This window comes from Saccharopolyspora sp. (genome assembly GCF_017434145.1).
GTDB lineage: Bacteria > Actinomycetota > Actinomycetes > Mycobacteriales > Pseudonocardiaceae > Saccharopolyspora_C > Saccharopolyspora_C galaxeae.
In genome coordinates this window covers 1-1,916 of sequence record NZ_JAFRFW010000646.1, presented here as the reverse complement: position 1 = coordinate 1,916, position 1,916 = coordinate 1, and the positions used below count along the sequence as shown (strand labels likewise).

General features: G+C 71.0%; 1 protein-coding gene and 1 pseudogene. Both read left to right on the top strand.

Going from position 1 to position 1,916, the window contains the following annotated elements:
• Positions 1-498, top strand: a pseudogene (locus IJH84_RS17735) (FAD binding domain-containing protein); the annotation flags it as partial.
• On the top strand, positions 495-1,715 hold the full coding sequence (locus IJH84_RS17730; RefSeq protein WP_295146442.1) for a 2Fe-2S iron-sulfur cluster-binding protein: 1,221 nt from the start codon (positions 495-497) through the stop codon (positions 1,713-1,715). The pseudogene IJH84_RS17735 and the gene IJH84_RS17730, both read left to right, overlap by 4 nt.
• The last annotated feature ends 201 nt before the right edge of the window (positions 1,716-1,916 follow it).

Below are 1,916 nucleotides of genomic sequence, written 5' to 3'. Positions count from 1 at the left end.
CTGGACGCGGAGCTGACCCTGGCGGGCCCCGAGGGCGAACGCGCCGTTCGAGCCCGCGGGTTCTTCGACGGGGCGATGACGACCGCACTGCGTGCAGAGGACGTTCTGGCCGCGGTCTCCTTCCCCGCGGCCGGGCCGGGGGAGGGCTTCGGCTTCGCGGAGATCGCGCGCAGGCACGGTGACTTCGCGCTGGCCGGAGTAGCAACGCACGTCCGCGTCGATGACGGCGGCGGCGTGTCCGCCGCGACGATGACGGCTTTCGGAGTTTCCGACCGGCCCGTCACCCGTGACCTGACCGGCCTCGTCCGCACGGCCGGTGGCGACCAGTCCGAGCTGGCCGGTGCGCTCGACGACGTGGTGCGCGAGGTCGTCGACACCGACGGCGACGCGCACGCGTCGAACGGCTACCGCCGGCGCCTCCTGCGCGCGCTGGCGCCCCGCGAAACAGCCAAGGCATACCGCCGTGCGGTGCGCGGCACAGCGGAGGTGGAAGCATGACGAGCGCACGAGAACCCGTGCAGGAAGGCCTTCGACCGGTCCGCGCCGAAGCCGGCGAAACCGTCGAAGTGCGGTTCACGGTCAACGGCACACCCGCGGTGCTGAACCTCCCCGCCCGCGTCACGCTGGCGGACGCGCTGCGCGACCACCTGGGACTGACCGGAACCCACGTCGGCTGCGAGCACGGGGTCTGCGGGATGTGCACCGTGCTGGTCGACGGCGAAGCAGTCCGCGCCTGCCTGCTGTTCGCCTGCCAGCTCGACGGCTCCGAGGTCGTCACCGTCGAAGGGCTCGGGCGTCCGGACGACCTGCACCCGCTGCAGGAGTCCTTCGGGCGGAACCACGCCCTGCAATGCGGTTTCTGCACCCCGGGTTTCCTGCTCAGCTCCTACGACCTGCTCAGCAACGAACCCGAGGTCACCGACGAGGAGCTCCCCGCGGAGCTGTCCGGCGTGATCTGCCGCTGCACCGGCTACCGGAACATCATGACCGCCGTCTCCGAAACCCGCGCCGCGCACCCGGAGGGAATCCCCGAGCCGGGCAACTGCGCCCGGCGGGCGCTGGTCGGCCGCTCCGGCGGCCAGTCGGCCACGGTCATCGAGGAGAACGCAGAACCGTCGGGCGAACCTGCCGGGAACGTGGAGATCGTGCTCCCCGAGGGAGATCCGACGAGCGCGGTGCAGGTGGACACCGCCTTGGAGCTGCCGTTCGATCAGGTGTGGCGGGTGCTCGACGACGTGCACGTGCTGGCGGGATGCCTTCCCGGCGCGGAGCTCACCGAGGAACTCGGCGACCAGCTCTACGCCGGACGCGCGCGAGTCGCGGTCGGACCCATCAAGCTCTCGTTCCACGGGGTCGCCCGGGTGCTCGAACAGGACCGGGAAACCGGGACGATCCGCGTGCTGGCGCAGGGGCAGGACACCGGAGGGGCGCAAACCCAGGCCGACATCACGCTGCGGGCGCACGCGACCGCAGCGGGGACGGAACTCCGCGCCGACGCGGCCGTGTACCTGACCGGCCGCATCGCCCAGTTCGGCCGAGCGCTGGCAGGCGACATCAGCCGACGCATGTTCGAGCAGTTCGCCGACTCGGTCCGCCAGGCCGCCACCACCGGAGAAGCACCGCAGCGGTCCCACGCCGCACCGAGCGCGCTGCGCATGATGCTCGGCACCCTGCTGGACCGGATCAAGCGAATCGGCCGTCTTCGCGGGAAGTGAGCCGAGGCGGGCGGTTGGCTCGAATTCCACGCTGTGGCAACGCGATCGGCTGCATGAGACCGCGGCTCGGCCGTGTCGTCCGAACGTCTGACAAGTATTCGGCGGAGGGCCCGGACGTCGGCGAGCACGCGCCGCGTAACGGTTCGGTCAACTCTCCCGCCTTGGGTTTTCGGCGCCCATGGACGAATGGTCTAGTTATTG